This window comes from Novosphingobium sp. 11B (genome assembly GCF_054589055.1).
Window position 1 is genome coordinate 3639 of sequence record NZ_BAAILP010000272.1, and the last position, 26517, is coordinate 30155.

25 protein-coding genes, 1 tRNA gene and 1 riboswitch are annotated in these 26517 nt (G+C 63.6%); of the genes, 14 read left to right on the forward strand and 12 right to left on the reverse strand.

The window, feature by feature from the left end:
- From rutC to ACYPYD_RS23065, 3 genes are all read right to left on the reverse strand, one after another.
- Positions 1–381 (reverse strand): pyrimidine utilization protein C (gene rutC, locus ACYPYD_RS23055; protein ID WP_459665765.1); only part of this gene is annotated, 381 nt, incomplete at its 3' end.
- A gap of 2 nt (positions 382–383) precedes the next feature.
- The gene (gene rutB / locus ACYPYD_RS23060) at positions 384–1112 is read right to left on the reverse strand and encodes a pyrimidine utilization protein B (protein ID WP_459665767.1); all 729 of its coding nucleotides are present in this window, start codon (positions 1110–1112) and stop codon (positions 384–386) included.
- 208 nt (positions 1113–1320) lie between these two features.
- Positions 1321–1785 carry a PilZ domain-containing protein gene (locus ACYPYD_RS23065; RefSeq protein ID WP_459665769.1) on the reverse strand — a complete coding sequence of 155 codons (465 nt, stop codon included), beginning with the start codon at positions 1783–1785 and terminating at the stop codon, positions 1321–1323.
- A 333-nt stretch (positions 1786–2118) separates the two neighbouring features.
- Between ACYPYD_RS23065 and ACYPYD_RS23070 the strand changes: the two genes are divergently transcribed.
- The gene (locus ACYPYD_RS23070; RefSeq protein WP_036526026.1) at positions 2119–4212 is read left to right on the forward strand and encodes a RelA/SpoT family protein; all 2094 of its coding nucleotides are present in this window, start codon (positions 2119–2121) and stop codon (positions 4210–4212) included.
- Between the two features lie 71 nt (positions 4213–4283).
- On the opposite strand, the gene ACYPYD_RS23075 is transcribed toward ACYPYD_RS23070, so the two are convergent.
- Positions 4284–4610, reverse strand: a complete 327-nt coding sequence (locus tag ACYPYD_RS23075) for a DUF1905 domain-containing protein (protein WP_008827801.1) — start codon at positions 4608–4610, stop codon at positions 4284–4286.
- A complete protein-coding gene (locus ACYPYD_RS23080) occupies positions 4607–5587 on the reverse strand; it encodes a peptidylprolyl isomerase (RefSeq protein ID WP_459665771.1) in 981 nt (326 codons plus the stop codon). The genes ACYPYD_RS23075 and ACYPYD_RS23080 overlap by 4 nt, the downstream gene beginning before the upstream one ends.
- 78 nt (positions 5588–5665) lie before the next feature.
- Between ACYPYD_RS23080 and ACYPYD_RS23085 the strand changes: the two genes are divergently transcribed.
- Positions 5666–5756, forward strand: a tRNA-Ser gene (locus tag ACYPYD_RS23085).
- Between the two features lie 348 nt (positions 5757–6104).
- Positions 6105–6377: a hypothetical protein gene (locus ACYPYD_RS23090; protein ID WP_459665772.1), complete on the forward strand. Its 273-nt coding sequence runs from the start codon at positions 6105–6107 to the stop codon at positions 6375–6377.
- A 301-nt stretch (positions 6378–6678) separates the two neighbouring features.
- Here the strand turns inward: ACYPYD_RS23090 and ACYPYD_RS23095 are convergent, their stop codons facing one another.
- Together ACYPYD_RS23095 and infA are read right to left on the reverse strand one after the other, a co-directional pair.
- Positions 6679–6825: a hypothetical protein gene (locus ACYPYD_RS23095; protein WP_155986264.1), complete on the reverse strand. Its 147-nt coding sequence runs from the start codon at positions 6823–6825 to the stop codon at positions 6679–6681.
- A 29-nt stretch (positions 6826–6854) separates the two neighbouring features.
- Positions 6855–7124 (reverse strand): translation initiation factor IF-1, encoded by a 270-nt coding sequence (gene infA / locus ACYPYD_RS23100; RefSeq protein WP_036526130.1) that lies wholly within the window; start codon positions 7122–7124, stop codon positions 6855–6857.
- A 308-nt stretch (positions 7125–7432) separates the two neighbouring features.
- On the opposite strand from infA, the gene ACYPYD_RS23105 reads away from it, so the two are divergent.
- Entirely contained in the window at positions 7433–7606 is a 174-nt protein-coding gene (locus ACYPYD_RS23105; protein WP_459665774.1) for a hypothetical protein, read from the forward strand.
- A gap of 83 nt (positions 7607–7689) precedes the next feature.
- Here ACYPYD_RS23105 and ACYPYD_RS23110 read toward each other — a convergent pair whose 3' ends face one another.
- On the reverse strand, positions 7690–7935 hold the full coding sequence (locus tag ACYPYD_RS23110) for a hypothetical protein (RefSeq protein WP_459665776.1): 246 nt from the start codon (positions 7933–7935) through the stop codon (positions 7690–7692).
- Here ACYPYD_RS23110 and ACYPYD_RS23115 point away from each other — a divergent pair.
- A complete protein-coding gene (locus ACYPYD_RS23115; protein ID WP_069708979.1) occupies positions 7919–8185 on the forward strand; it encodes an antitoxin Xre/MbcA/ParS toxin-binding domain-containing protein in 267 nt (88 codons plus the stop codon). The genes ACYPYD_RS23110 and ACYPYD_RS23115 overlap by 17 nt on opposite strands.
- Entirely contained in the window at positions 8179–9003 is an 825-nt protein-coding gene (locus ACYPYD_RS23120) for a transglutaminase-like domain-containing protein (protein WP_459665777.1), read from the forward strand. Before ACYPYD_RS23115 ends, ACYPYD_RS23120 begins: the two co-directional genes overlap by 7 nt.
- Here ACYPYD_RS23120 and ACYPYD_RS23125 read toward each other — a convergent pair.
- Positions 8995–9441: an acyl-CoA thioesterase gene (locus ACYPYD_RS23125; protein ID WP_459665779.1), complete on the reverse strand. Its 447-nt coding sequence runs from the start codon at positions 9439–9441 to the stop codon at positions 8995–8997. The genes ACYPYD_RS23120 and ACYPYD_RS23125 overlap by 9 nt on opposite strands.
- A 212-nt stretch (positions 9442–9653) precedes the next feature.
- On the opposite strand from ACYPYD_RS23125, the gene ACYPYD_RS23130 reads away from it, so the two are divergent.
- From ACYPYD_RS23130 to ACYPYD_RS23150, 5 genes are all read left to right on the forward strand, one after another.
- Positions 9654–9860, forward strand: a complete 207-nt coding sequence (locus tag ACYPYD_RS23130; RefSeq protein ID WP_036526131.1) for a cold-shock protein — start codon at positions 9654–9656, stop codon at positions 9858–9860.
- A gap of 65 nt (positions 9861–9925) precedes the next feature.
- Entirely contained in the window at positions 9926–10141 is a 216-nt protein-coding gene (locus ACYPYD_RS23135; RefSeq protein ID WP_459665780.1) for a hypothetical protein, read from the forward strand.
- 1371 nt (positions 10142–11512) lie between these two features.
- Positions 11513–12829, forward strand: a complete 1317-nt coding sequence (locus ACYPYD_RS23140) for a TolC family protein (RefSeq protein WP_008831541.1) — start codon at positions 11513–11515, stop codon at positions 12827–12829.
- The gene (locus ACYPYD_RS23145; RefSeq protein ID WP_008831540.1) at positions 12826–13962 is read left to right on the forward strand and encodes an efflux RND transporter periplasmic adaptor subunit; all 1137 of its coding nucleotides are present in this window, start codon (positions 12826–12828) and stop codon (positions 13960–13962) included. Before ACYPYD_RS23140 ends, ACYPYD_RS23145 begins: the two co-directional genes overlap by 4 nt.
- Positions 13963–13966: 4 nt before the next feature.
- Positions 13967–17101 (forward strand): efflux RND transporter permease subunit, encoded by a 3135-nt coding sequence (locus ACYPYD_RS23150; protein ID WP_069708983.1) that lies wholly within the window; start codon positions 13967–13969, stop codon positions 17099–17101.
- 142 nt (positions 17102–17243) lie between these two features.
- Here the strand turns inward: ACYPYD_RS23150 and ACYPYD_RS23155 are convergent, their stop codons facing one another.
- Positions 17244–18023: a class I SAM-dependent methyltransferase gene (locus tag ACYPYD_RS23155; RefSeq protein WP_459665781.1), complete on the reverse strand. Its 780-nt coding sequence runs from the start codon at positions 18021–18023 to the stop codon at positions 17244–17246.
- Positions 18024–18109: 86 nt separating this feature from the next.
- Between ACYPYD_RS23155 and ACYPYD_RS23160 the strand changes: the two genes are divergently transcribed.
- A complete protein-coding gene (locus ACYPYD_RS23160) occupies positions 18110–18559 on the forward strand; it encodes an Rrf2 family transcriptional regulator (protein ID WP_459665886.1) in 450 nt (149 codons plus the stop codon).
- Between the two features lie 195 nt (positions 18560–18754).
- Here ACYPYD_RS23160 and ACYPYD_RS23165 read toward each other — a convergent pair whose 3' ends face one another.
- A complete protein-coding gene (locus ACYPYD_RS23165) occupies positions 18755–20797 on the reverse strand; it encodes a TonB-dependent receptor (RefSeq protein WP_459665783.1) in 2043 nt (680 codons plus the stop codon).
- A 171-nt stretch (positions 20798–20968) separates the two neighbouring features.
- Positions 20969–21213: riboswitch (cobalamin riboswitch) on the reverse strand.
- A 390-nt stretch (positions 21214–21603) separates the two neighbouring features.
- On the opposite strand from ACYPYD_RS23165, the gene ACYPYD_RS23170 reads away from it, so the two are divergent.
- The gene (locus ACYPYD_RS23170) at positions 21604–22281 is read left to right on the forward strand and encodes a cold-shock protein (RefSeq protein WP_008833318.1); all 678 of its coding nucleotides are present in this window, start codon (positions 21604–21606) and stop codon (positions 22279–22281) included.
- 359 nt (positions 22282–22640) lie between these two features.
- The gene (gene rpoD / locus ACYPYD_RS23175; RefSeq protein ID WP_459665785.1) at positions 22641–24680 is read left to right on the forward strand and encodes an RNA polymerase sigma factor RpoD; all 2040 of its coding nucleotides are present in this window, start codon (positions 22641–22643) and stop codon (positions 24678–24680) included.
- Between the two features lie 91 nt (positions 24681–24771).
- Here rpoD and ACYPYD_RS23180 read toward each other — a convergent pair whose 3' ends face one another.
- A complete protein-coding gene (locus ACYPYD_RS23180; protein ID WP_211149686.1) occupies positions 24772–26499 on the reverse strand; it encodes an alkaline phosphatase D family protein in 1728 nt (575 codons plus the stop codon).
- Positions 26500–26517: the final 18 nt, after the last annotated feature.

Below are 26517 nucleotides of genomic sequence, written 5' to 3' on the forward strand. Positions count from 1 at the left end.
TGCCAGATGCGCCACCGACGCGATCTCGACGAGGCAGTCGGGCTTCACGAGGTCGGTCTTGATGCAATAGCGCGCGGGTTTGTCGCCGGGAAAGTACTCGGCATAGACGGCGTTGAACGCGGCGTAGTCGGCCATGTCCTTGAGGAAGATGTGGTTCATGGCGACGTCGGCCATGGTGCCGCCTGCCGCCTCGACGGTGATGCGGATCGCCTCCAGCACCTGGCGGGTCTGCGCTGCCGCATCCCCGACATGCAGGACAGAGCCGCCTTCGCCCAGCGCCAGCATCCCCGAGACGTAGAGCACGTTACCCGCTTTCGCCCCGGCCGAATAGGGCGCGATCGGGGTGGGGAACTCGGACGGGTTCACGGCTTCGAAGGGCATCGTCACTCCTTTGGTGGAAGCTGGCTCACGGCAGTGCGGAAATCGGCGACCGTGCTGACCCAGCCGAAGAACTTCTCGACATTGTAGACGGTGGCCTCCTTGATGAAGTCGGGGCCGAGGTGATGCGTCGCATCCTCCAGCAGCACGCCGAAGTATTCGAGGTGGAAGCCGTCGCGCAGGGTCGATTCCACGCAGACGTTCGTGGCGATGCCGGTGAATACCAGCGTGCGGATGCCGCGCGCGCGCAGGACGGAATCGAGCTGCGAGTTGAAGAAGGCCGAGTAGCGCGGCTTGTGGACGCGCAGGTCGCCGTCCTTCGGTGTCAGCGCATCGACCAGTTCGTAGTCCCAGCCCCCGCGCGCGAGGAACTTGCCAGAGAGTTCGGGGCGCCTGCGCATGGTCTTGAGCGCATTGGACTTGTGGAAGTTGGGCGAGAGCGGCGTGCCTGCCTCGACGTAGTCGGCGTCCCAGCCGTTCTGCAGGAACACCACTGTCATCCCGGCCGCGCGGGCGGTGCCCAGCACATCGGCGATGTGGCCGATGGTCGCGGCGGCAGGCCCGACGTCGAAGCCCGCCTCGTCCACGTAGCCGCCTTTGGAGGCATAGGCGTTCTGCATGTCCACCACGATCACGGCGGTGGTCGCCGGATCGAGCCGGATGGCCTCGGGCCGCGCAGGAAGCACTGCGGAGGAGTGGGAACCGGGGGACGGGTCGACGATGATCTCGCTCACCCCGATACTATCGAGCACAGGTCCGGGGTGGTCAAGGTGGCTGTTTGGGATCGTGATTTCGGATCGCTCGCCCTGTTCGATCGAAACAATTTCGTCATTCCCGCGAAGGCGGGAACCCATCTGATGACGGTTCCGGCTGCACGGGCATCAGATGGGTCCCCGCCTGCGCGGGGATGACTGGGGAGAGCGGGCAATGTTCAGGCGGCCCTCACACGGCCGAGGGGCGCGGCTCCTGCGGCCTGACGCCCAGCAGGCGCTCCAGCGCCGCTGCGAAGCCGGCGTTGCGCTGGCGGTTGGACGACTGGATGCGATCGAGGTCGAGCCCACTGCCGCCGGTCAGCAGCACGCCGAACTCGCCCTTGCCGACCCAGCGCACTTGCGCCTGCAGGTCCGCCTGTCCGGGCAGCGAGACGCGCAGCATCTCGCCGGTGCTCGGCTGCAAGGTGCGCGAGGCGATGCACATGCCGCCGGGCGAGACGTTGCGCACGATGACGTCCTCGCCCGTTCGCCCCTCGCCGCCGATCACGGCCTTGATCAGCGTCCGCACACGCGGCGCGCGCTGCTGTTGCGCGCCCTGGCCAGCGGCGGCTTCCGACGAGACGGAGGCTCGCCGCGCCAGCGCTTTCAGCCACTCGGGGCGCTCGCTGCTCGCGAAATCATCGATGTTCGCCATGGGATCGGCTACCTCTTCGCATTCGTGTCCCCGGTGCATGGTCCGGCCCGATGCAAAATCAGGCGCGGTCGAACCGGCGGCGCTGCGGTGGGGGGTGAGAACGATGCGCCAGCCGGTTCGCGTTTATTGTGCAGCCGCACAGTTCCCGGATGGTTAACAAATCCCTTACGTAAGTTGCCCTGTGAAAACGATTGAATTGGCGGTAGGGATGCTTTGGGTGCCGTTATGGTGCCTCCGGGTGCCGGTCTGTTCCGGGTTCTTCCGTTGCAAAATCTGCATTTTAGTCACCGCCCTCTTGTCGCGGTGCAGTAAAACCTGACATGACAAGCCGACATGCTCCGCCAGTACGAACTCGTCGAACGCGTCAAGGAATACGCTCCGGAGGCCGATGAGGCCCTCCTGAACCGTGCCTACGTCTATACCGTGCAGAAGCACGGCACCCAGAAACGCGCCAGTGGCGACCCCTATTTCAGCCATCCGGTCGAAGTGGCGGGCCTGATGACCGAGCTGAAGCTCGATCAGCAGACCATCATCACCGCGTTGCTCCACGACACCGTCGAAGACACCCTCGCCACGATCGAGGAGATCGACAAGCTGTTCGGCCCCGACGTCGCGCGGCTGGTCGACGGCGTCACCAAGCTCTCCAAGATCGAGGTGATGACCGAGAGCGAACGCGCGGCGGAAAACCTGCGCAAGTTCCTGCTCGCGATGAGCGAGGACTTGCGCGTTCTCCTCGTCAAGCTGGCCGATCGCCTGCACAACATGCGCACCCTCCATTACATCAAGAAGGAGGACAAGCGCCGCCGTATCGCCCGCGAGACCATGGATATCTACGCCCCGCTCGCCGAGCGCGTGGGCATGTACGAATACATGCGTGAGATGCAATTGCTCGCCTTCGAACAGCTGGAACCCGAAGGCTACGCCACGATCACCGGCCGCCTTGCGCAGATCCGCAGCGAAGAGGGCGGGCAGGTCGACGAACTGGCGCTGTCGATCAAGCAGGTGCTGGCCGAGGCGGGCCTCAACGTCGAGGTTTCCGGCCGCGAGAAGCACCCCTATTCGATCTGGCGCAAGATGGCCGAGCGCCACGTCAACTTCGAGCAGATCACCGACATCATGGCCTTCCGCGTCCTGACGGACAGCGTGGACGACTGTTACCGCGCGCTCGGCGTGCTGCATCAAGCGTGGCAGATGATCCCGGGGCGCTTCAAGGACTACATCTCGACGCCCAAGTCGAACGGCTACCAGTCGCTGCACACGGCGCTGATCTTCCAGCGCTCGATGCGTATCGAGGTGCAGATCCGCACGCGCGAGATGCACCGGCTCAACGAATTCGGCCTCGCCGCGCATTGGGCCTACAAGCAGGGCGGCGCGCGGCCCGACGGGCAGGTCGGCTGGCTGCGCGACCTGATTGAGATCGTCGACGCCAGCCACGACGCCGAGGAACTGCTCGAGAACACCAAGATGGCGATCTATCAGGATCGCATCTTCGCCTTCACCCCCAAGGGCGCGCTGTTCCAGCTGCCCAAGGGTTCGACGGCGGTGGACTTCGCGTATGCGGTGCATACCAATCTCGGCAATGCGGCTGTCGGCGTGAAGATCAACAACCGGCACGTGCCGATGCGCACGCAGCTTGCGAACGGCGACGTGGTGGAGATCATCAAGAGCACCACCTCGGAGCCACAGCTTTCGTGGCTGGGCTTCGTCGTCACCGGCAAGGCCCGCGCCGCCATCCGCCGCGCCGTCCGCGCCAAGGAACGCGCCGAAGTCGCCGAGATCGGCGGCAAGCTCTACGACGAGATCGCCGGCCGCCTGCCGCAGCGGCTCGGCAAGAAGGCGCTTGCCCACGCGGTCGAACGCCTGGACCTCCGCGACGAGGAAGACCTGATGTTCGCGATCGGCTCGGGCCGCCTATCGGACCGTCAGGTCATGGAGGCATTGGTCCCCGGCAGCACGGCGGAACTGCCCGAGGACCCCGAATGGACCCGCACCGAACGCGCGATCTCGATCCGCGGTCTCACGGCGGGGGTCGGCTTCGAGCTGGCGGAATGCTGCCACCCGGTCCCCGGCGACCGCATCGTCGGCCTGCGTCGCCCGGATCACAAGGTGGAAGTCCACGCGATCGACTGCATGACGCTGGCGAGCGGCGTCGATGCCGACTGGCTCGACCTGTCATGGGGCGAGCGGACCACCGGCGCCGTCGGGCGCCTGCAGCTGATCCTCTACAACCGCCCGGGTACGCTCGCCGAAGTCACGCAGATCCTCGCCAGCAACCGCGCCAATGTCACCAACCTGCAGATGACCCAGCGCGACGAGCCCTTCGGCACTTACGAGGTGGACCTCGAGGTTTCCGACCTCGCGCACCTCACCCGCATCGTCGGCGCCCTGCGCGCCAGCGAAGCGGTGGCCGACGCTGAACGCATCTGACCAAATTCCTCCCCGAGCTTGCTCGGGGAGGGGGACCGCCCGCGTAGCGGGTGGTGGAGGGGGCTACTCCCTCAGAACGTCAGTGAAACCTCGACGTCATCGCCCTCTCCGATCCCTTCGGCCTTGCGCACGGCGGCCTTCACCGGCAGCAGCCAGCCGCCGTCGGACTTGCTCGGAAACACCGAGGTTGCGAACTCGGTCGCGCCGATCCGCGCCTTGACCTTGAGCGAGCCGAACCCGCGCGCGGTGCCTTCCAGCTTGCGCATGATCGCCGTGCCGGACAGCGTCTCGCCCGCCGCGCCATCGATGGTGAGGAAGTGCCAGGTGCCGTTATTCGCCCCTCCGGTCCAGCGCCACAGACGGCCGGTGTGCTGCAGGTGCTCGCCGTGTGCGCTCATGGCTTCGTCGCGTCCTGCTTCACGGGCCGGATCGGCACGGGGGCATTGCAGACGTCCAGCCCGCCCGCGGGCTGGATGTAGAAGCTGTCCTTCCGGTTCGCGCGCTTGTCGACGTAGGCGGCGAAGCTCGCGCTCTCGGTGGAGAGGTATTCGTAGGCAGGCAGGTCCGCCACGTCGCTGCCCATCCGCACGGAGACGATCGGCGTGCGCTCTTCAGGCGTTTCATAGAAGCCCAGCGCACCTGTACCGCGCGGTAGCGACGACAGGTGCTCCATCCCCGCGATGATCCGCCCGACGAGTGCGATGTTGCGGTCCAGCTGACGCGGCGCTTGTCCGATCACCGTGTAGAGTTCGGCGCCGGTGCCGGTATCGGGTGAGAGATTGCGGCCAACGCCGACCATGCCGTAGCAGTGGACGGGCCAGCCTGTGCGGCCATCTGCCGCGATGGGCCAGCCATGATTGAACAGCGTCAGGCCGTTGCGCAGATAGGAATCCGGATTGGTTGGGACCGTCGCAGTTTGTCCGGCCTCTTGCGCGCTGCGCTGCATGAAGCTCGATCGCAACCTTTCGTCGAGCGGCGTTACGTAGCCCTTCTCGGTTGGCTTCGCCAATCCCGCAGGCAAAGCCTTGGCCTTGCCCGGCGTCTCGCCATCGGGATCGCCCCACTGCACGACATAGTTGTCCTGGACCCGCACCACCGCGATCCCATCGAACCAGTGCGCGGCCACCAGCTTGCGGATGTTCCCGACCCACCCTTGCGAGAAGGGGGCGGGCATCAGTTGAATCACCACGCGGCGCGGCTTGCCCTTGGCGCCGGGCGTCAGGTCCATGACCAGCAGGTCGCCGGGCGCGATGCGCTGCCAGTCGGAAGCGGGAGCGGCATCGACGACGTCATTGGGCGTGACCGGCTTGTCCCCGGCCGCCAGCGAAGGCGTGGCGAGGGCGGCAAGTGCGACGGCGGAAAAGAAAGTGCGCATGAAGGCTTCATGCCATCACCACACCGCTTGCGAAACCCCGCGCGACTCGCTAGTGGCCGCCTCCTTACCAGTGCATGCGGAGCGGTGGCCGAGTGGTCGAAGGCGCTCGCCTGGAAAGTGAGTATACGCCAAAAGCGTATCGAGGGTTCGAATCCCTCCCGCTCCGCCAACTGATCCGAACCAATCATCTGAAAAACATGGGAAATGCGGGAAGGCTGAGATAGCCGCTCTCCACTTCGGTCCCACACCGCGCATTGGGCGCCCTTGCGCATCCTTGCGCACCATGGGGCTGGAAAGGGCCAAGCGCGAACCAATGCGGACGCCTCGATGCACTTCGCGTCCGATCCGCCACGCTCCATCGCCATCGGGCCGATCGAGGTCTTCCAGGATGAGAGCCTTCGGGGCCGGCCGACTGACCGGTCTGCTTCCCGAAAGGAAGCAGTATGTCGCAGCAAGCACAGTCAGCCGCCGCGGTCGGCGCCATTCAGACCTGGACGCATGAGCAGACGAGGCGGCGATGTTCGTGGCTGCTAATCGTGCGCGTCGAGCGATCAACCGGCTTGATGAGTTCCACGCCGCTCTTGTCGCCGGGGATGAGGATGCGGTCGAGATCAATCGTGTGGTCGAAGTGGCTGGATTGCGGGTGTCGCGGCAGACATGGTCGCAGTCATGGCAACCGGGCGAGGTCGCATTCACAAGCAGCATTGCCAGTGTCCTTGGCCGCTACGGTGAAGAGCTGGTCCTTGATGCCTATGACAGTCGGGCGATGATGCAGCGCGCGGCAGCCTGAATGAATGCGCCCGCCGACAGATGAGCCGGCGGGCGCTGCATTTCTACAGCATACTGTCTCCACCACTAATATCTCGATCTCGCAGTCTGGAAAACCAGACTGCCGTGACCCGGTGGTCTAAACCATCGAAATGAGGGTCCCGTTGGACGCCGATCACCCCGCTAACGGGGTTCCTTTTCGCACGCCGATCAACAACTGGGACGCCGGTTAGGGCGCGGGCGAACAACAAAGGCTTTCGCCATGTGATCCGGTTCGCCCGCAAGCCGTAATTCATCCCCGATTGAGATCGGGGAGGGTCTGATCAATCGACCATTGCGGCGACGAGACGCTGCAAATGATCCCGGCTCAGAAGACCGGAGGGCAACCGGATCGGTCCATTATGCCCGGCCGCTGGATGGTAGATGGTATTTTCGGGGCGCTTTTGCGCGCCTTGGATATTGATATGCATGTTTTCCTGTAGTGCGGACTTTTCCGCCTTTATCTTCTAAACCCGCTGCGCCGTCTCGGCGGCCCTCCGCCTTGTCCCGGCGTCTTTTCACGAAACACGATTCGGCCCTTCGAAAGATCGTAAGGCGTCATTTCGACATGCACCCGATCTCCCACCACCGAGCGGATGCGAAACTTGCGCATCTTGCCCGCCGTGTAGGCGATGATCTTGTGCTCGTTGTCGAGCAGAACCGCGAAGCGCCCATCGGGGAGGATTTCCTCGATAAAACCTTCCATCGTCAGTAATTCTTCCTTGGCCAATCCATGCTATCCCGAATACGAGGGCACCCGCCGACATGCATGCGCAAAACGGCGGTCATGAGAGCCAGGCTGATGTCTGAAAAACACCTGCGCGATGCAGGCGCAAATTCGTCAAAAACGACGCAGCGATGTCCATATACATACAAAAATCGATTTTTCAATGAGGGTGCGGATTTTTAAATATATCCTCAATTCAGGTAATGCACTCGCCGATCGGCGTGAAATCCTGTAGAAGGTAAATATTGCCGGCCATTTTTGCACATCGGTGACTGAGAGACCAAGCGCGCTCCCGCAAAAGGAGAGTCTGCATGGACCTCAATCAGCTACTTTATCATCATCAGATTGCGCTGATGGAATTCGCCAGCCGCGGCAAGGGCAGCCGTGATGCCGGGGCGCGGTTCGATCTGGTCCGCCACTATGAAACCAGGATCGCCCGGCTGCGACAGGACATGGGTGTCTCAGCTTACCCGCAATGGTCATGAACTGGTCGTCGCCAAACCTCTTGGCCCGCCCAAGGTCGCGCTCGGCGGGCATCCCGACGTGCGGACGCCAATGGAGCCGGATTTCAAGAGATGATCCGATCTTCCTGCGGCGCAGCGAAATAGCCGATCTCGCGTTCGCTCTTCTCGGCGGTCGGGTGGCGGCGCGGGATTTTCTTCGCGGCCCCGGCCCCGATCACGAAGGGACCATGCTTGAGATGGCAAGCGCCTCTCTCATCGGCCAGCTGCAGGTAACCAATCTGCTCCGGAAGGTCGCTGCGCGTCGGATACGTCCGTATCAATAGGAAATCCTGAATGGAAAGCGAAGACAAACCCGCCCCGCCGGCCCGTGCGAAAATGCGATGGTCGGATCGCCCGAAGTTGGCCCCTGATGCGGCGAGCCGCCAGGGGCAGGTGACGAAGCTGGCGCTCGAAACATTTGGAGGCCGGGACGAGGCTATCGCCTATCTCAACACGGCTTGCGGCAAGCTTGGCGGGCGACCGCTTGATCTCGCCGTGGAATCCGCGGAGGGACTGAACCGGGTGGAGCGCGCCCTTGCGGACCTGAAGCCCGCATGCTGATCCGCGCGGGTTACGATATAGCCTTCACATGCGAACAGTCTGTGCCGATGCTGGCGCATCTCAGCGTCCATTCTTCGCGCAACAAGGATCTGCGCACGCCGCAGCGACTGTTCACGATGCCTGACGTCCCGATCTATGATTACGTCGATAGCTTCGGCAACATCTGTACCCGTCTCACCATTCCGGCCGGCGGCCTGACGCTGTCCTGCGGCTTCGTCATCGAGGATGATTTCGCCCCCGATCCGGTCGAACCGGAAGCCTCGCAATCAGCGATCGAGGCTTTGCCGGACGATGTCATGCTCTACCTTCTGGCCAGCCGTTATTGCGAAACGGATCGCCTGAGCGAAATGGCGTGGGACCTGTTCGGCAGCACCCCGCCGGGTTGGGCATTGGTCCAGGCCATCGTCGATTTTGTACATCGTCACATCCGCTTCGACTACATGAAGGCAAGGTCGACAAAGACAGCGTGGGATGTGTTCGAGGAGCGCGAAGGTGTCTGCCGCGATTTCGCGCATCTGGCGATCACGCTGTGCCGGTGCATGAACGTGCCTGCACGCTACTGCACCGGCTATCTCGGCGACATGGACTTGTTGAAGCCGCTGGGAGACATGGATTTTTCGGCCTGGTTCGAAGTGTGGCTGGGCGATCGCTGGTATGTCTTCGATGCAAGGCACAACCGCCCTCGCAGCGGGCGAATATTGATGGCGCGAGGACGTGACGCAGCCGATGCGGCGCTGACGATGACCTTCGGACCCGTCACACTTTCCCGGTTCGACATCTACACGGACGAAGACAGATTGGGCCTCGCTTCATCTTGACGCTGGAGCGGCTTGCTCCTCGGAGGCTCCAGGAAAGAAGCATGCCATTACGGCGGCTGTCACCCGGACCGGACGCTGCGACACCGCATCGACGCAGCACCAGCGCGAGTTCACCTCGGCAATCACTTCGCTGCCGCGCCGGATCGTCGTTTCGTAGAATGCGCTCTCCCGGCGGACCTGCTCCAGCACTACATTGGCCGTCAGCTGGTCGCGAAGGAATGCCGGTTTGCGGTACGTGATCTCATGTTTGAGCGCGATCCATAAATAAGCTGCAACGGCGGCAGGCGATGCGACTCTCTGCCAATGTTCGATGACGGCTGCCTGCACCCATTGCAAATATATAGAATTATTGACGTGCCCCATGAAGTCGATGTCGTCGATCTCGATCTTCAAGGGACAACTGTGCATTTGCGCGGAATTCATGATGCTATCTATCATATAGCTATGACATTCCGGATTCGTTTTTGGACGAGATTCCAATTCAGCCTATCTATTTTTTCAGATGCGCCTACAAGAGCCGGGCTGAAACGTCGCCTGCGACGGATATTGGGCCGCCAAGGCTCCCCTTTGTCCTTTACTAGCCTCACGAAGCCGGGATGTGCCGCTGTTGGCGCATGCCCGTCATACTGCATTGGGCAAAGGATACCCATATGATCACCGGCACCGTAAAATTCTTCAACGCCGATAAGGGCTTCGGTTTCATCGCTCCCGAAACGGGCGGCGATGACGCCTTCGTTCACATCAGCGCGGTCGAACGCGCAGGCATGCGCACCCTGAACAAGGATCAGCGCGTGTCCTACGAACTGGAAACCGACCGTCGCGGCAAGACTTCGGCCGTCAATCTCCAGTCGGCCTGAACAAACTGGATTGGCGGACCTTTACGAAGGTTCGCCAATCTTCCGCCGGAGGCAGGAGTACATTTATGTCGTCGCTGGCATTTTATCGCGAGCAAGCCGATCTCCAGACGATTGCGGCCGATGCCGCAAGACTCCCTCAAGTGCGAGACCGCTGCCTGCGCGCGGTGTCTGCATGGACCGAACTGGCTGATCGCGCTCAGAAAACCGAGGATGCTCGGAAAGTGAAAGCCTTGCACATCGGTGAAAGCGTTCCCGATGTCGCAGGAGTCAACGGTCAGTAACAGTATAATCTTTCCGTATGATCAGCCTGCACGAATTCTTGGTGAATGTCGTGTGCTTGCCATGGTCGGGGCGATAATCGTCTGATGAAATCTCCTGCGGACTAAGCGCTGTGCCAGTCGCGCGCGCCGTCTTTCGGAAAAATATAGACTTCAATCAATGCCGGTGGCGAAGGCGTTCTAGCCGGCTGCCGCATTCTTGAAGAGGTGGGGTCTGTATTGCCATCTCGATGATGGCACATTTTCGCCGTCTTCAATTTAAAGCCGCCAGTCTCTTTTGGGTCATTTTTGGGCCTGCAGGACAGGAAAGCGGATGGACTGCACCAGAGCATCGCAAGTGGAGGTCGTTTAACGTCCACAACGGGACGCATAGCTGCATCTCCGCAGTCGATCGATAGTGTTGAAAATGGCATCGCGTAGTTCGGGGTTTGAACGAGAGGTCAGTCGGGCTCGGGCGCTCAGCCGGGCATCGCCTGCGCGGGACCGGGATCAACTTGACAGTTTGGAGATTTTGGGCGTTCGCGGCGAAGAGGAACTCATCTTTTACGCTGTTTGGTCCCCGAAGAGTCATTTCTTGAAGGTCGCGCGCAGGTCTTGATCACTGGCGGCTGCCATGGGGTTCTCAAGATTGATGCTTGTGACGGTCTCGCCTGCATTCTTGCGGAGATAGTCGCGCAAACCTTTACAGAAAGCCTTTTTCCAATCTCGTGCGCGCGGCGGTGATCTTCGCGTTATATGCATCTCAGCCGTATTGATGCTCTTTCCACGCAGCAGTCATGAATACAGTCATTCGTGCGCACTGGTGCACGGGCGACCATGCGCAAGCGGTCGGCAACCGGCACGACCTCATCCTGACCGAAGCGGTAGCGAGCATCCACCTAAGTCAGGCTATGGGCTATCCCTCTCATGGTTAGAGGGAAAAAAACTCCCCTCCTTTTCCACAATCCGCGGCGGTCCTGGACAGGCGGAGGTGATTGGCTGGGTCGTGCTGCCACCGGCTCACCAGGCAGCGATCTGCGCCATTTCCGCTACGTCTCCGCCGGCCACCACCGCTTGGGCAGTTCGAAAACCGCGTAAAATGCGCATTTTGCGTGTGCCGGCAATCGGATAGCTTCATGCCTGCAAGAATTGCATCCGCTTTGCCGGCATCGTTCGGTAACGCGATGACATGTGCATTGCCTTGTGGAATGTTGTCAGAGGGGACAATTGCCTGGCGGGGCTGAATTTCAAGTATTCTCCAGGCGGGAAAATGGAGGGTGTATGCTGCATTGCCAAAAGATTACGAAATCTTCATGCAGATCGGTGCAGACTTCGCTGGAACTTGTCTTTCGAAGCCGATAAATCCCGCGCAAATCCGAGGGACACTCATCGTTCATGACGCCGTTCAAGGTCGTTCGTGAGCGGTGGCTGGCATGCGCATTGACCTGCCTTGCACCGCTGCCGTTCATCACCCCCATCGCACTTGCAGCATCGCCCGCTCCGTCGCAGCAGACCGCGTTCAGTCTCGACGCGGCGATGGCCGCTGCCGAGACCGACAACATCGATGTGATCCGGTCCCGGCTGGCGTTGAAGACTGCGCAGGCCAACCTGCGGATCGCGGATACCGCGCCCAACCCGAACCTCAATCTCAGCGCGGTGCAGCTGCGTCCGGGGCGGATCGGCAGGCGCCCGCTGGATTCGGTGGCGGACACCGTCGTCGGCATCGACCTGCCGCTGGAGCGCGGCGGCAAGCGGCAGGCCCGGACCGGCGAAGCGCGCGCGTTGATCGATGCCGCCGCAGGCGACCTGGCCAGCGCGCGGCGCGACATGCGCGAGGCCGTGTACGGCGCCTATTTCGACCTCAAGGCGGCAGAACAGCGTAGCGCGATCCTTTCAGCGATTGCGGCCAGCTATGCCGACAGCCAGCACATGGCGCATACGCAGGAGCACGCGGGCTCGATCTCGCGCGGGGACCTGTCGCGTCAGGCGGTGGAAGCCTCGCGCGCGAAGACCGACGCGCAGCAGGCGGCGATCGCGCTGCAGGTGGCGCGGCTCGGCCTCGCCACCCTGATCGGACGAGAACGGGATGCGCCCGACATTGCTACAAGCGGTGATTGGGTCGATGCGCCCGCCGCCGCCAGTACGGAGCCGGCGGACCTTCTGGCCTTGCGCCGTCCGGACGTGTTGGCGGCGCAGTCGCGCGTCGAGGCGGCTCGGCGCAGCCTCGACGGCGCGCATGCGCTGCGCCATCCCGACGTGACCGTCAGCATGCAGTACGAACACGCTATGGACGACCTCGGCGTCGGCAGCAGCGTCGGCGTGGGCGTTTCCGTGCCGTTGCCGGTGCGCAACCGCTACAGCGGCGAAGTGGACGCCGCCGGCACCGCGCTGGTCCAGGCCGAGGCGGAGGCGCGCAAGGCGGCGGCCGTGGCAACGGCCGAGATCACCATCGCCCGCCAGTCGCTTTCCCAGGCCAGCGAACGACGCCGTGAGATCGAGGAACGGCAACTGCCCGCCGCGCGCGATGCCGCGGGCGTCGCCGAATTCGCCTATACCAACGGGGCGACGTCGCTGCTCGAACTGCTCGATGCCCGCCGCTCGCTGCGGGCTGTAGAACTTGGCGCGGTCGATGCCCGTGCCGACGAAGCCCATGCCATCGCGCAGCTTCAGGCTGCCGAAACCACTGGCGAAACCACCGGAGACGATCGATGAGGGCTTCTGCCCCCGCAGCATTTGGCCGAGCCTTTGGCGCAGCCCTGCTGGCCACCGCCCTGACCGCCCCGCTTGCCGGCTGCGGCCAGTCCGATGCGCCGCCCGCCGCCGCGCCGAGCAAGTCGCCCGACCTCATCAGCTATGCGCCGGGCTCGGCCGAACTCGACACCGTGCAGATCGTCACCGCCACCACCAGCCCGCTGCCGATCTCGGCCGACATGAACGCGCGTCTTGCACTCGACGAATCGCAGACCAGCCGCGTCGGCGCGCCGGTGGCCGGGCGGGTGACGCAGGTTCTGGCCGACATCGGCCAAGCGGTGAAGGCCGGGCAGGCACTGGCCTATCTCGATGCGCCCGATCTCGGCCAGGCGCGCGCCGATCTGCTCACCGCCCAGGCCGAAAGCACCCGCAAGGCGCGCGAGATGGCCCGCTCGCACATGCTGTTCGACGGGGGCGCGATCTCCCGCCGCGATCTCGAAGGCGCGCAGGCCGATGCCGCCGGGGCCGGGGCCGAACTGGAGCGCGCGCGCTTGCGCCTGCGCAACCTGGGGAGCGGCGCGGGCGATGCGCTGGCGCTGACCAGTTCGGTCAGCGGCTACGTCATCGACCGCCAGATCAATCCCGGCCAGCAGGTCGGCGCCGGACAGACCCCGCTCTACACCGTGTCCAACCCGCGCACCTTGTGGCTGTTCCTCGACGTTCCCGAGGCGTCGAGCAGCCGCGCACGCATCGGCGAGGCGGTGGAATTCGACGTACCGGCCTGGCCCGGCCGCCGCTTTACCGGCAAGATCACGCAGATCGGCCTCGCGGTAGACCCGGCCACGCGCCGTGTGCAGGTGCGCGCCGAAGTCGGCAATCCCGACCTCGCGCTCAAGCCCGAGATGTACGCCCGTGCGCGCCTCGTCACCGACGACGGCCGCCGCGCGATCAAGGTTCCCAATGCCGCGATCTTCGAATCCGGCATGAAGAACTACATCTTCCGCGTGGAGGCGCCCGGTCGCTTCCGCCGCGTTCCGGTGGAAGTGGGCGAACGCGGAGACAGCTTCTCCTACGTGACGTCCGGCATCCGCAACGGCGAACGCATCGTCGGCGAAGGTGCGCTGCTGCTCAACGCCCAGCTTTCCGGGGGCTGATCCGATGTTGGAAAGACTGGCCCGCTTCGTCGTCGAGAAGCGGATCTTCGTGATCGTCATGGTCGTGGCCCTGATCATCGTCGGCGGCCGCGCGGTGATGAGCCTGCCGATCGAGGCTTTCCCCGACGTGCAGGACGTGCAGGTCGTGGTCATCAGCCAGCAGGCCGGGCAGGCGCCGGAGGAGATGGAGCGGTCCATCTCGCTGCCGATCGAGCGCGCGCTGGCGGGTACGCCGGGCGTGAACGACATCCGCTCGGTCTCGATCACCGGGCTGTCAGTGGTCACGTTGATCTTCAACGACGGCACGGACGATTACTTCGCCCGCTCGCAGGTGCTGGAAAAGCTGCGGGACGCCAATCTGCCCGCCGGCGTAACGCCCAGCTTGGCGCCGCTGTCCACCGCGGTCGGCGAAGTCTATCGCTACGTGCTGGACAAGCCGGCGGACATGCCGCTCTACGAAGCGCGCGCGATTCAGGACTTCGTGGTACGTCCGACGCTGCGCATGGTGCCTGGCGTGGCGGATGTCACCAGCTTCGGCGGCAGCATCAAGCAGTACCAGATCCTCGTCCGCCCCGATCTGCTCAAGCGCTACGGTGTCACCGTGGCCGACGTGCAGACCGCCGTGGGCAAGGCGAACTCAAACGTTGGCGGCGGCGTGATCCCGCGCGGCGACGAAGTCGTCGTGGTGCGCGGGGTCGGCCTCTACAAGTCGATCGACGACGTCGGTAACACCGTGGTCCGCGCGCAGAACGGCAATACCGTGCGCGTGCGCGATCTGGGCGACGTGCAGATCGGCACGCCCGAACGCAGCGGCATGGTTGCCTACGACCACAAGGACGATGTCAGCGAAGGCATCGTCACCATGGTCAAGCGCCAGAACGCCGCCGTGGTGGTGCAGGGCGTGCGCGACGCGGTGGACAAGATGAACGCGCAGTTCCAGGCCGATGCGAAGCGCACGGGCAAGCCGCCGATCCAGATCCGCGCGACCTACCAGCGCACCAAGCTGCTCGACAAGACCGTGGAGACGGTGGCGGAAAACCTCGTCGTCGGCGCCACGCTGGTGACGGTGTTGCTGCTGGTGTTCCTGCGCAACTGGCGCGCGGCGCTGGTGGTCGCGGCGATCATTCCGCTGGCACTGCTGGCGGCCTTCGCGGGCCTCAATACGGTGAACGTGCCCGCCAACCTGATCTCGATGGGCGCGGTGGACTTCGGCATCATCATCGACTCTGCCGTTGTACTGGTGGAGGCGCTGATGGTCGCGCTGTCGCTCGAAGCGGCGCGGCACGGGGGCGTGCAGCCGGACAGAATCCGGCGCAACCAGGTGCTGCGCAACACGGTGGCCAACTTGGCGCGGCCGATCCTGTTCTCCAAGGCCATCATCATCATGGCTTTCGTGCCGATCTTCACCTTCCAGCGCGTGGAAGGGAAGATGTTCTCGCCGGTTGCACTGACGCTGTCCTTTGCGCTGGGCGCGGCGCTGGTGCTGACGCTTTCGTTCCTGCCGGCGGTGCTGAGCTTCCTTGTCGAACGCTACGACATGGCGGAAAAGCACATCGTCTGGATGGACCGTCTGCGCGATGGGTATCGCAGCACGGTGGAGAAGGCGCTGCCGCGCACCAAGGCGGTGGTTGTGGCCTCCGGGCTGGCGCTGGTGCTGGCCTTCCTGATGATCCCGCGTCTGGGTTCTGAGTTCCTGCCCAAGCTGGACGAAGGCAACATCTGGCTCACCGTCCAGCTCACGCCCTCGGCCTCGATGGAGACCACGCGCAAGGTCGAGAAGCGTGTGCGCGCAATCATGCTTTCCTACCCGGAAGTAGCGCATGTCGGCTCCGAGACCGGCCGCCCGGACGACGGGACCGACCCCAAGGGACCGTCCAGCCTGCAGATGCTGATCGACCTCAAGCCGCGCAGCGAATGGCGTTCCAAGTTCGGCTCGAAGGCCGCGCTTGAGGATGACATGCGCAAGCAGGTGGACAAGATCCCCGGCGTACCCACCAATTTCAGCCAGGTGATCGAAGACAGCGTCGAGGAAAGCCTTTCGGGCGTGAAGGGCGAAATCTCGGTGAAGATCACCGGGCCGGACCTCAACGTGCTGGAGCAACTGGGCGAGCAGACCGCGCGGGTGGTGGCTGCGGTGCCGGGCGCGTCGGACGTGGATGCCGTGAAGATTGGCGGCCAGACCGAAGTGCGCGCCGTGCTCGACCGGGATGCGATGGCTCGTTACGGCCTCAACGCAGACGATGCCAACACCGCCATCGCCACCGCCTTCGGCGGCGCGACGGTCGGCACCGCGTACGAAGCGGATCGCAACTTCGACATCGTCGTGCGCTTTGCGCCGGATCAGCGCAACGCGGTGGATGATCTCTCGCATCTACAGGTGCCGCTGCCACAGGGCGGCACGATCTCGCTGGGTGAAATCGCGCAAGTCTCGGTTCAGGTCGGTGCATCGCGCATCAGCCGCGAGAACGGCAGTCGCAACGTGGCGATCAAGGCCAACGTCGACGGGCGCGACCAGGGCAGCTTTGTGGTCGATGCGCAGAAGGCGGTGAAGGACAAGATCAAGTTGCCGTCGGGTTACCAGATGACCTGGGGCGGCCAGTTCGAAAACCAGCAGCGCGCCATGCAGCGTCTGGAGGTGATCGTGCCGATCGCGCTGTTCGGCATCTTCATCCTGCTTTTCGGTGCATTCCGCTCGGTGCGCTCCGCCTTGCTGATCCTTGCGATGGTGCCTTTCACCACGGTCGGCGGCGTCACGGCGCTGGCGATGGCGGGGCTCCACATGTCGGTGTCCGCAGCGGTCGGCTTCATCGCCGTGGCGGGCATATCGGTGCAGAACGGTGTCGTCATGCTGGAGCACATCACGCACCGCTACGAGAACGGCGATGCCTATCGCGTGGCCGTGCTTGAAGGCGCCATCGACCGCCTGCGGCCGATCCTTATGACGGCGCTGATGGCCGGTTTGGGCCTGCTGCCGGCGGCGCTCTCCACCGGCATCGGTTCCGAAACGCAGCGACCATTCGCCTGCGTGATCGTGGGCGGCATCATCTCCGCCACCGCATTCATGCTCCTGCTGCTGCCGATGTCCCTGCTCTGGCTTTCCGGAGAAGAGAAGAGGCAGGAGAAGCATGCAGATATTTGATCTTCAGTCTTCGCTTGGCCCTCGCTGCACTAGCAACTGCCGATGGCCTACATCTGTATGGCGGAACTCGATCGCTGGACCCCCGAAAAGGGTCGAGTACGGCGCTCCCCAATCCCGACCAGTCGCGCACGATCCCGGCATATCAACGCTGAGCGACCACGATCAGCGCGGTTGAAGGGATCGGCAATACGGAGCGTTCGCCCGCCATCTGCCTGACCTCGGTAATAACTTCTGCCTTTTCCCCATCATTGAGGCTCGTCCAGTCGGGCGACATGCCGAACAATGTATCGGGATCGTCGAGTGCCCCGACGTCGAGCTCATAATCATGCGTCACTGGCTCGATCCGGGGATCGCGATAGCCCGCAAGGATCATTTCGCGAGCGAAGTTCCCCGGATCGCTGAGGACGCCGACGGCTTCCGGCATTGCCATGCCATCACGGCCGGGGAAGAGCTTTCGACGGATATCTCCGAGCAGAAGAAAGGTCGCCGCACCGCGTTGTTGCCAGGTTGCCACGATGCCGTGGCCGCCAGGGCGCGTAACGCGGGCCATTTCGGCCAACCCCTTGCGCCAGTCGGGAAACATGATGACCCCGAAGATCGAGAAGACGGCGTCGAACCCTCCGTCTGGGAGCGCAAGGTTTTGCCCATCCATTGTCTTGGCCTCGACATTGGGGTGACCGGTGGCGGCGATACGAGCGACCATGCCTGGAGAAAAGTCTGTTGCCAGCGCCTTCGCGCCTGTTCGCGCGGCAGCCAGTGCCAAAGCACCGGTGCCTGCGGCTATGTCCAGCACGTGGCTGTCGGCCCCGAGGGATATTCTGGCAACCGCCGCCTCGGCATAGCGAGCAGTGAAGGGGTGCGCAGTCTTCTCATAGTGCCGAGCGGCAGCATCCCAGTGATCAGGGTTCTCGAACTCTCGCATTTCGCACACTCCACGAATCATGTAACATAATAAGTATCGTGAAACATGATGCTTGCCAATCCGGCTGGAATGCGAAGAATCGAAATATGCGTAATGACAGTCGCCTTTCGCGAATGCTCCACGTGCTGCTCCATATGGCGCGGCATGAGGGGGCAATGACGTCCGAAACTATCGCAGAGATGCTGGGAACCAATCCCGTTGTCGTCCGACGCACGATGGCTGGTCTGCGCGAGGCAGGGTATGTGCGCTCGGAAAAAGGGCATGGTGGCGGTTGGGCTATCGCGGCAGATTTGGAGACCGTGTCGCTCCTCGACGTACATCGAGCGGTAGGAGGACCACGCATCTTTGCTATCGGCAGCGAGCATTCCAATCCTGATTGCGCGGTTGAGGCGGCTGTCAACGAGGCGCTGGCGGATGCGCTTTCAGAGGCGGAGGCTTTGCTGGTCGCCCGGCTGGGTGCTGTGAAGCTCGCTGACCTGGGCCGAACCTTTGATGCGCGCAGCGCTTCCGAGATGGCGAGTGCACATTCAGCCTGATCGGCCTTTCTTCCAACCCTGCATGCGCCGCCAGTTGCAAGACAGGCCTCAATGTCGCTTATGGTCTCGCTCGTCGCTTCCTGCGGTACGGTGTAGATGTACACGAAGCGTAGAACGCATCCCCGGATCATGGCCCGGATAAGCGGCAACCGACGCCCTGTCCCGTCGAATGACGGGACAGGGCGTGGCTGGTGATCAGAACGTGTAGCGTGCGCCGATCTTGAACGTGCGTGGTTCGATCACGCGGCTGAGACGTCCCTCGACCGGGCCATCGGTGTCGAACGCCGGGATGTAGGACTCGTAGTAGTACGCGATGTCCTTGTCGTGGCTGTCGAAGATGTTCAGCACTTCGCCGTAGATCTCGATCTTGCGGCCCTTCCATGCGGCGCGGGCGTTTACGATCGTGCTGCCTTTGTCGCGCAGCGAGTTGTCCTCGATCAGCGGGTAGGGGCCGAGATGCCGGACGCGCACGCTCGCCTCCCACGGATCGAGCACGATCGCCGCGCCGGCGGAGACCGCGTTCTCGACCGCGTTGGGAATGCGATCTCCGTTGTCGTAGCGCGAGTGGCTGGCGACATAGCTGCCGTCGAGCGCCAGCCACGGCAGCGGGCGCCAGAACCCGACCACCTCGTAGCCATGACGCTTGCTGGCGCCGGTCGGCTCCACCGCGTTGGAATCGCCGACGAAGCGCAGTTCGCTGCCCACGTCGAGCCACCAGTACGTCGCGGTCAATGAGACGGTGCCCAGTTGCAGGCGCCCGCCAAGTTCCTTGCCAGTGCCGCGCACCAGAACGGGCACGGGCGATTCCACGTTCACCGCACCGCGCACGTCGTTGGAATGGAAGCCGCGGCCCCAGTTGGCATAGACTTCGAACTGCGGGACGATCTCGTAGGCTGCCGATACCTTGGGTGAGACGATCGAATCGTGTCCGCTGCCGGCTCCCAGTTCGGTCGCCATGGCGTCGCGCGCGCGGACGGCGTAGTGGTAGTAGTCGCCTCGCAGGCCTCCGGTTAGCCTGAGGCCGGGCAACGGCTTCCAGGTCGCTTCGCCATAGAGCGCGCCGGACAGTTCCTCGACGTGATATCGACCCAGCGAGGACAAAAAGGCGCGGGTTTCGGTGCGATCCACCCCGACGTTGCCGATGTGATCGTAGCGGTTTTCAGTGCCCATGCTCAGTTGCAGCGTCGAGCCCACAGCCCATTGCTTGCGCGCGGTGATACCCACGACCCAGCGCTTGTCGAACTGGTCGATCTGCGCGCTGGTGCCGTCCGGATCGGCATAAGTTGGGTTCGAATACATGTTCCAGTCGTAGTACTGGGCATAGACATTAGCGCTCCAGTTCGGCTGTCGCACCGCGACGTTGCCGACGAAGCGCGTTGTGCGGCCACGCGCCGAAGGATCGGGCGAGCAGAATTCGTCAGGGCACAGCGCGCTGCCGATGATCCGTTCGGGGATCTGCTCGGTCGGCCGCCAGGTGGCGTGGTAGGCGTGGAGCGAGGCTTCGACGGTGCCTTCGCCGGCGGGCGCGGTGTACTTCGCGAAGCCGGAGTAATGCCGAAGGTGTTCCGCCTGCTGCCAAGGCCCATCATAGCGCTTTGCCTGCCCCACCAGCGTGAGACTGCCACCCGCCACATCCTTGATGGTGCCACCGGCGGCCAGCCGCCCCGACTTGTACGATCCACCCTCTACCGAGATCCACGGGCGGTCGAACCCATCGATGGTCGTCATGTAGGCCGCGCCGGCCAGTGCGAAGTCGCCGCCATCTGCGCGGTACGGCCCCTTGCGGAAATCTTCGCGGGCGACGATCTCGGGGATCAGGCCGTTGAGATCGAGATAGCCTTGGCCATGCCCGTGGCTGCGCAGGTTCATCTGCACGCCATCTATATAAGTCGTGAAGTCGGTGCCGTGATCGAGGTTGAAGCCGCGCAGGAAGTACTGGTTGGCCTTGCCGCTGCCCGAATGCTGCGCCGCTACCATGCCGGGCACCGCCTCAAGCAGTTCGGCGACCCGCAGAAGCGGACGGACCAGCAGGTCGGAACCGCCGACGCTGCCCTCGCTGGCGGCATGGGCGGTGCCGATCTTGGCCTCGCCGCGTCCGAACACCACGATTTCGCCGGAACCGCCATCCGCGCCGCCGGCGGGTGCCTCTTCGGCGCAGGCGGGCATCGTCGCCAGCGCCATTGCGGTACCTGCCACGATGCGCACCAGCGCAGCGCTTTTCATCAAATTCATCATCATTCCCCCCGACGCCTGCGACTGGGTGGGAGGCTTGCCGCCATCAAGACGGTCGACGCGCGCCGGCGGTCGGACGCCGCGGGCGACCGTCTGCGCGAACCGATGCGGCCTCCACCGCTGGTTCGTCGCTCGAACGGAATGATTCCGGGCCTTGGCCACCCCCTGGACCACGGCATGAGCGACCAGACGCAGGCAGGTCTCCTGGCTCACGGGTCAATGCGACGATGCAAGGCCTTCCCAGGCCTCGCATGTTGCAGCGTCCGGCCCAGTGACTGGCGGCAGGAACCTTTGCCCCACCGCACATATGCATCGCGCTCACCGCTTACAGTTGCAGGGACAGCCTCGGATTCGAAGGGCATGCCTTCTCACCGTGTTCCCTTTTAAGCCTCTTTCGAGGCACCAGCGCGATCTTGTCTGCACCAATGAAGGGCAGATATGGCGCGCTATCTCAAACGGTTTCACGGCACAAGCCTGTCTGTATGGCGTCCAGGTACGGCCTGTATCCTGAACTCCCGACTAGCGATGCCAGGGCTGACGGGCCGCTCCGGGGAGCAAAATTTGCTTCCGAGCGCCTGGCAAGGGTCGGCGACGGCCGGATCGATTGTCGAATTGCGTGAAATTTCGGTCATCGCTGTGCTAAAGTCGCCTCCGTGCCATGCATCGCAGTCGATCGCAGAACTCTGGTCGCCAAGACGTCGTTGCGCTGCTATCGCCTTTCATCCTGCACCCTGAAACGGGTTCTGCGGCCTTGCGTGCTACGTTCACTCGCGAGGATAGGTTTCTCGGACTTAGCTTAAGGTACTTAAAAGATGACATTCGACAGGGGAAATCGCGGCCAAGGTCGCGACCGGTTCGGCGGCGGCGATGATCGTTGGGGCGGCGGCAACGATCGCTTTGGCGGTGGTGACCGCTTCGGTGGCGGCCAGCGTGGCGGCTTCGGCGGATCGCGAGGCGGCGGTTTTGGCGGTGGCGGTGGCGGTTCGCGCGGCGGCCCGGGCCAGGTTGTCGGTCAGGGCCGTGGGACGGTCAAGTTCTTCAACCCCGACAAGGGTTTCGGCTTCATCCAGCTTGAAGGCGGCGGCGACGATGCATTCGTGCACATCAGCGCCGTGCAGTCCGCCGGCCTCGAAACGCTGGCGGAAGGTCAGCAGCTGGAATTCCAGCTGGTCGAGCGAGGCGGCAAGATTTCCGCTTCCGAACTGACCATCGTGGGCGAGGTCATCGTTGCCGAACGTCGCGAGCGAAGTGCCGCACCTGTTCAGAATCAGTCCACTGGCGAGAAGGCCACCGGCACCGTCAAGTTCTTCAATAGCATGAAGGGCTTCGGCTTCATCGTCCGCGATGACGGCCAGCCCGATGCGTTCGTGCATATCAGCGCCGTCGAGCGCTCCGGTCTGCATGGCCTTTCGGAAGGCGATCAACTCGAATTCGAAATCGAGATCGATCGCCGGGGCAAGGCGTCGGCCGTGAATCTGGTCCAGCGCTGACTGATCTGGCCATGGCTGCCGCAGGAGGTCATGGCCTCATCTCGGGCTTTCCTCGATCGCATCGCGATCGGCGACGGACATCGAGCGGCTTATGTCGAAGGCCTTGATCAAAGCTGCCTTCGACAGGCCGACTGCGGGACGAGGGACGTGTTTCCTTGATTCGAACGTGCAGCATGCGGGCGGACCAGCTTGCTCCTGGAACCGATGTCCGGCCGCATTGCTTGAACCTTAGACCTGAAGTGGTTCATCCCTGCCTGTAGGCCGCCCTTCACCGGCATCATCAGGCTGATGATCTGAGAACCTAGCCTTGTCCTGGCGTCACCATCGTCATGAAAAGGCCAATAACGACAACGGATTGCATGACTAACGACGATCGCAGCGGCGACAACGACTCTCCTCTTCTCGACCTGGACAAGGGTTCGGTCCAGCGGTTCATCGCGCGCGCCAAAAGCCAGGGCGTCATCACGGTCAAGGAGTTGAATGCCGCGCTGCCGCAGGACCAGATGACCACCGATCAGATCGAGGACATCATGGCCGCGATCTCGGAAATGGGCGTCAAGATCGTCGAGAACGACGATGATGACGATGAGGACGGTGAGCAGGAAGACGGCGTGGAAGCCGTCGATGGCGGCGATGACGATTCCGGTTCGGATACCGGGTTCGACGAAGGCAATTCCCGGCGCCGTCCCGGCGAGACCCGCAAGGCGGACACGCTCGCGCGTTCCGACGACCCGGTCCGCATGTACCTGCAGGAGATGGGCGCCGCCGAGATGCTCAGCCGCGAGGGCGAGGCTGCCATCGCCAAGCGCATCGAAGCCGGCCGCGACATGATGATCATGGGGCTTTGCGAAAGCCCCATGACCTTCCACGCGATCATCGGCTGGTCCGAAGCGCTCAACAACGGCGACATGCAGCTTCGCGAGATTCTCGATCTCGACGCGATGCTCTCCAAGGAGCCGCAGCCCGAAAATCTGGCCGAAAACGGTGAGGGCGATGGCGACGGCGAGATTTCCGCTGCCACCGCCGGGCCTTCCTTCAAGGACGATGACGATTCCGGCGAGGACAACTCGGAGGAAATCGACGAGGACGGCAACCCGATCCCCAAGCGTCAGGTCGAGGACGATGAAGAGGACAACACCCTCTCCCTCGGTCAGATGGAAGCCGCGCTTACGCCGGAGGCGCTGGAGAAGTTCGCGCTTATCACCGAACTGTTCCGCACCTTCGAGCGCCTGCAGAGCGATCGGCTCGACGCGCTGGCGCTGGGCATCGATTTCCCGGTCGCCAAGGAAGACCAGTACCTGCAACTGCGCGAGGATCTCACCGCGCAGGTGGAATCGGTGCAGTTCCATGCGGCCAAGATCGAGTATCTGGTCGACAACCTCTACACCTTCAACCGTCGCCTGACGACGCTGGGCGGGCAGATGCTGCGTCTGGCCGAGCGTCACAAGGTGAAGCGCGCCGATTTCCTCGAAGCCTATACGGGCCGCGAACTGGACGACGCCTGGGTCGCAGAAGTGGCCGGGAAGGACAAGAAGTGGGCTGCCTTCGCAGAAAACGAGGCTGAACCTGCCGAGCGCATCCGTCTGGAAGTCTCGGACATCGCCACTGCCACCGGCATGGCGCTCCCCGAGTTCCGCCGCATCGTGAACATGGTCCAGAAGGCGGAGCGTGAAGCGCGCATCGCCAAGAAGGAAATGGTCGAGGCGAACCTGCGTCTGGTGATCTCGATCGCCAAGAAGTACACCAACCGCGGTCTGCAGTTCCTGGATCTCATCCAGGAAGGCAACATCGGGCTGATGAAGGCGGTCGACAAGTTCCAGTACCGCCGCGGCTACAAGTTCTCGACGTACGCGACCTGGTGGATAAGGCAGGCGATCACGCGTTCGATCGCGGATCAGGCTCGCACGATCCGCATCCCGGTCCACATGATCGAGACGATCAACAAGCTGGTGCGCACCAGCCGTCAGTTCCTCCATGACCAGGGCCGTGAGCCCACGCCCGAGGAAATGGCCGAGAAACTGTCGATGCCGCTCGAAAAGGTGAAGCGGGTTCTGAAGATCGCGAAGGAGCCTATCTCGCTCGAAACGCCGATCGGCGATGAGGAAGACAGCAGCCTTGGCAACTTCATCCAGGACGAGAACGCCGTAATCCCGGTGGACGCGGCGATTCAGGCCAACCTGAAGGAAATGATAACTCGCACGCTGGCATCGCTGACCCCGCGTGAGGAGCGTGTGCTGCGCATGCGCTTTGGCATCGGGATGCCAACGGACCATACCCTGGAGGAGGTCGGACAGCAGTTTTCGGTGACTCGCGAGCGTATCCGACAGATCGAGGCCAAGGCGCTGCGCAAGCTCAAGCATCCGAGCCGTTCACGCATCATGCGAGCGTTCCTCGACTAAGCACAGGCCGTTCAACATCACAGGCACGCGGCCGATACGGACGCAGGGCGATCCCCCCGTCCGTGTCGGTTGGCATCGTTCGTGGTTCAGATCAGGCGAAGCGTACGCGGTTGCCGTCGCGGCGGAAGTCGTCCTTGCGAATCACGCTTGTCGTGTAGTCGCGCGACAGGACGGTGCTGACCGCGACGAAGTTGGCTGTGCCGGTCTTACGGCCGAACTGCATGCGGACGTAGCCCTGATGCATGTTGTCGGTCCATACCACCTCAGGCATGTGATCGGCGTAGGCCTTATCGAGCTTGGGCGACATGTCCTCGCCAAAGCCGCTGTCCATGAAATCGCCCGGGGAGGAAATGCCCGCCGTACCGAACTCGATGCCCGTGGGGCGTCCCTGTGCATCGGCCAGGTCGTTGGTCCAGAAGCTGTGGCTGTCACCCGAGAGGAACACCAGATCGCCCGCACCTGCGCGGCGCGACAGGGCATAGAACTGCTCGCGGGCCCAAGGGTAACCGCCCCAGGCGTCGGTGTAGTCGGGCAGGTTCCAGCGGCCGCGCCACGCCAGCGAGACATGCGGGTCGGCTGCCAGCTTCGCCAGTTCCTCCTTCGTCTTCGCAGCGGCGAGTTTGGGGAACGGGTCGGGCAGCACGCCCAGCTTCGCAAGGTCGGGCACGTTGAGGCGGCCGATCACCATCGGACAGCCGATCACGCGCCAGGGCTGTCCGTCCTTCACCGAACGGGCGAGAGCGGCCTCCAGGTCCGTTTCCAGTTCGGGCGAGATCAGCGGACGGTTCGGGGCGCCGAGGACGTCGCGCTTGAACTTCTCGGCCGAGGCGTCGTCGACGATTTCCTGCGCATGGTCGAGGTATTCGATCTGCTTCGCCCGCGCGGTGTGGCGCGTCTCCAGCGTGTGCAGCAGGGCGAGGTCGCCGAAGCGGTAGGCGCGCCAGAACTGCATGCGGGTGCGGCCCTTGACGTCGAGCCATTCCGGTTCGCGCACCGGCATCCATTCGTAATAGGCGCGGATCGAGGCGGCGCGGCGCGTGGCCCAGTCGCCCTCGGTATCGGGCTGGTGGTTCTGCGCGCCGCCGGTCCAGGGGTTGTTCGCGCTCTCGTGGTCGTCCCAGCAGGCGAGCAGGGTGTGCTGCGCGTGCATCGCCAACGATCCGGCGTCGGTCTTGTACTGCGCGTGGCGGGTGCGGTAGTCGGAGAGGGTGACGATCTCGTGCGCGGGGGCGTGCTCGCGGCCGATGGTGCGGGCGATGTTTTCACCCCAGCCGTCCTTGCCGCCGTATTCGTAGATGTAGTCGCCGGTATGGAGCACGAAGTCGATCGCCGGATCCTTCGCGATCGCATCGTAGGCGTTGAAGAAGCCGAAGGCATAGTTGGAGCACGAGGCGAGGGCGATGCCGAGCGTATCGACCCGGCCTTCGGGCAAGGTGCGGGCGCGGCCGATCGGCGACACCGATTTGCCCATGCGGAAGCGGTAGAAGAACGTACCGCCCGCCGGGAGGCCGGCGGCGAGGGCCTTGACGGTGAAGTCACGCTCCGCGTCCGTGCGCATCGTGCCGGACTTCAGGATCTTCACGAAGGCGGGGCTGTCGGAGAGTTCCCACTGCACATCGGTGGCGGCGGGCACAGTCACGCGGGTCCAGAGCACCACGCTCGAAGCGTCGGGGTCACCGGCGGCGACGCCGTGCCGGAACACCGGGTTCACCGCTGTGGCGGCGAGGGCGGAAATCGGCAGCGCCATGATCGCCGCTCCTCCTGCCATACCGGCCAGCAGGGCGCGGCGGGAAACCTGATGGGCTTGGAGCATGGTCATGGCGGGCAATCCTGTGTT

Coding starts and splice junctions, on each gene's coding strand:
- ACYPYD_RS23065 (WP_459665769.1), bottom strand. CDS start 1,785: ATGGCGAACATCGATGATTTCGCGAGCAGCGAGCGCCCCGAGTGGCTG.
- ACYPYD_RS23070 (WP_036526026.1), top strand. CDS start 2,119: ATGCTCCGCCAGTACGAACTCGTCGAACGCGTCAAGGAATACGCTCCG.
- ACYPYD_RS23075 (WP_008827801.1), bottom strand. CDS start 4,610: ATGAGCGCACACGGCGAGCACCTGCAGCACACCGGCCGTCTGTGGCGC.
- ACYPYD_RS23080 (WP_459665771.1), bottom strand. CDS start 5,587: ATGCGCACTTTCTTTTCCGCCGTCGCACTTGCCGCCCTCGCCACGCCT.
- ACYPYD_RS23090 (WP_459665772.1), top strand. CDS start 6,105: ATGTTCGTGGCTGCTAATCGTGCGCGTCGAGCGATCAACCGGCTTGAT.
- ACYPYD_RS23095 (WP_155986264.1), bottom strand. CDS start 6,825: ATGCATATCAATATCCAAGGCGCGCAAAAGCGCCCCGAAAATACCATC.
- ACYPYD_RS23105 (WP_459665774.1), top strand. CDS start 7,433: ATGGACCTCAATCAGCTACTTTATCATCATCAGATTGCGCTGATGGAA.
- ACYPYD_RS23115 (WP_069708979.1), top strand. CDS start 7,919: ATGGAAAGCGAAGACAAACCCGCCCCGCCGGCCCGTGCGAAAATGCGA.
- ACYPYD_RS23120 (WP_459665777.1), top strand. CDS start 8,179: ATGCTGATCCGCGCGGGTTACGATATAGCCTTCACATGCGAACAGTCT.
- ACYPYD_RS23125 (WP_459665779.1), bottom strand. CDS start 9,441: ATGATAGATAGCATCATGAATTCCGCGCAAATGCACAGTTGTCCCTTG.
- ACYPYD_RS23130 (WP_036526131.1), top strand. CDS start 9,654: ATGATCACCGGCACCGTAAAATTCTTCAACGCCGATAAGGGCTTCGGT.
- ACYPYD_RS23135 (WP_459665780.1), top strand. CDS start 9,926: ATGTCGTCGCTGGCATTTTATCGCGAGCAAGCCGATCTCCAGACGATT.
- ACYPYD_RS23140 (WP_008831541.1), top strand. CDS start 11,513: ATGACGCCGTTCAAGGTCGTTCGTGAGCGGTGGCTGGCATGCGCATTG.
- ACYPYD_RS23145 (WP_008831540.1), top strand. CDS start 12,826: ATGAGGGCTTCTGCCCCCGCAGCATTTGGCCGAGCCTTTGGCGCAGCC.
- ACYPYD_RS23150 (WP_069708983.1), top strand. CDS start 13,967: ATGTTGGAAAGACTGGCCCGCTTCGTCGTCGAGAAGCGGATCTTCGTG.
- ACYPYD_RS23155 (WP_459665781.1), bottom strand. CDS start 18,023: ATGCGAGAGTTCGAGAACCCTGATCACTGGGATGCTGCCGCTCGGCAC.
- ACYPYD_RS23160 (WP_459665886.1), top strand. CDS start 18,110: ATGCGTAATGACAGTCGCCTTTCGCGAATGCTCCACGTGCTGCTCCAT.
- ACYPYD_RS23165 (WP_459665783.1), bottom strand. CDS start 20,797: ATGATGATGAATTTGATGAAAAGCGCTGCGCTGGTGCGCATCGTGGCA.
- ACYPYD_RS23170 (WP_008833318.1), top strand. CDS start 21,604: ATGACATTCGACAGGGGAAATCGCGGCCAAGGTCGCGACCGGTTCGGC.
- rpoD (WP_459665785.1), top strand. CDS start 22,641: ATGACTAACGACGATCGCAGCGGCGACAACGACTCTCCTCTTCTCGAC.
- ACYPYD_RS23180 (WP_211149686.1), bottom strand. CDS start 26,499: ATGACCATGCTCCAAGCCCATCAGGTTTCCCGCCGCGCCCTGCTGGCC.